Below are 1574 nucleotides of genomic sequence, written 5' to 3' on the forward strand. Positions count from 1 at the left end.
ACACCAGGGCAGAAAGCGCCGGAGCTGAAAACCATTTTTCATTTCCCGGAGCAAACCATGCTGCAACATGCAGAGCAGTGCAACGGTTCCGGCGATTGCCGCAAAACACAGCTCAGCGGCGGTACCATGTGCCCCAGCTACATGGCCACCCGCAATGAAAAAGATACTACCCGCGCCAGGGCCAACATCCTCCGCGAGTTTCTCACCAACAGCACCAAAGAAAACCGCTTCGATCACAAAGAAATCTATGAAGTACTGGATCTTTGCCTGGCCTGTAAAGGCTGTAAATCAGAATGCCCTTCCAATGTGGATATGGCTAAACTGAAAATGGAATTTTTGCAGCATTACTATGATGCCAACGGGGTACCACTGCGCGCCAATATGATCGGCAACTTCTCCAAACTATCAGGGCTCGCTGCCATTGCTCCCGGCGTTTACAACGCGATGATCAGCAACTCCTTCACCGGTGGTATCATCCGTAAGTTCTCGGGCTTTGCAGCTAAACGTTCCCTGCCTGGTCTTCACTCCATCACCCTGCGGAAATGGTTCAACGAAAAATGGCCAAAGGAAAAACAAGGCAGCGCCGGCAACAAAAAAGTGTATCTTTTCTGCGACGAGTTCACCAACTATAACGACACCACTATCGGTATCAAAGCCGTGCAACTGCTGCACCGCCTCGGTTACGATGTACAAATGATTGAACACCCGGAAAGCGCACGCGCCTATATGTCGAAAGGACTGTTGCGTAAAGCACGGGAGTATGCCGACCGGAATGTTCGTATATTCAGCGACGTTATTAATGAGAATGTACCCTTGCTTGGCGTGGAACCATCTGCCATATTGAGCTTCCGCGATGAGTATCCCGACCTGGTAAGCGAAGGGCTGCGCGAAAAAGCAAAAGCGCTGGCAAAAAATGTATTCCTCATCGATGAATTTATTGCCGCCGAAGCCGGTAAAGGACATATCACTTCCAAACAGTTCACCACAGAAAAACAACATATTAAACTGCATGGGCATTGCCAGCAGAAGGCATTATCCTCTGCATTGCACAGCCAGAAGATGCTTTCCCTTCCACAGAATTACTCCGTGGAAGTAATCCCTTCCGGCTGCTGCGGCATGGCGGGTTCTTTTGGCTATGAAAAAGAACATTACGACCTGAGCATGCAAATAGGCGAACTGGTTTTATTCCCTGCTGTACGCAATGCTGCACAAGGCACGCTCATTGCGGCGCCTGGCACCAGCTGCCGCCACCAGGTAAAAGACGGCACCGGCGTTAAAGCCCTGCACCCGGTGGAGATTCTCTACAACAGCCTGGTGTAGCGGAGGGGATCGCCTTCGGCGATTGTCTCCGCTATACCTTGCCTACATAGAGTTTGGTTTCGTAGTGGAACTTCACCATGCCCTGCTCCTTATATTTTTGGAACAGGTCTTCCAGGGCATGCATCATGGGCATGTGCGACGGATGGCCTTCTTCGGGAACGTATGAAGAGGAAAGTAATCTTCCTTTCAGTGCGGCGAAATCGAATAGCTGGGCGTTCTGGAACACTTTTTCCTGCATGGTGCCAGGTTGAAAA

At 50.6% G+C, this 1574-nt stretch carries 1 protein-coding gene and 1 pseudogene; one reads left to right on the forward strand and one right to left on the reverse strand.

What is annotated here, in order from left to right; all coding sequences use genetic code 11:
• A partial coding sequence (locus tag VN105_RS29675; RefSeq protein ID WP_325647110.1) for a (Fe-S)-binding protein occupies window positions 1-1320 on the forward strand: 1320 nt, incomplete at its 5' end.
• 31 nt (window positions 1321-1351) lie between these two features.
• Here the strand turns inward: VN105_RS29675 and VN105_RS29680 are convergent.
• Window positions 1352-1574: pseudogene (locus VN105_RS29680) on the reverse strand (hypothetical protein); the annotation flags it as partial.

Source organism: Chitinophaga sp. (assembly GCF_035564935.1).
Classification (GTDB): Bacteria; Bacteroidota; Bacteroidia; order Chitinophagales; family Chitinophagaceae; genus Chitinophaga.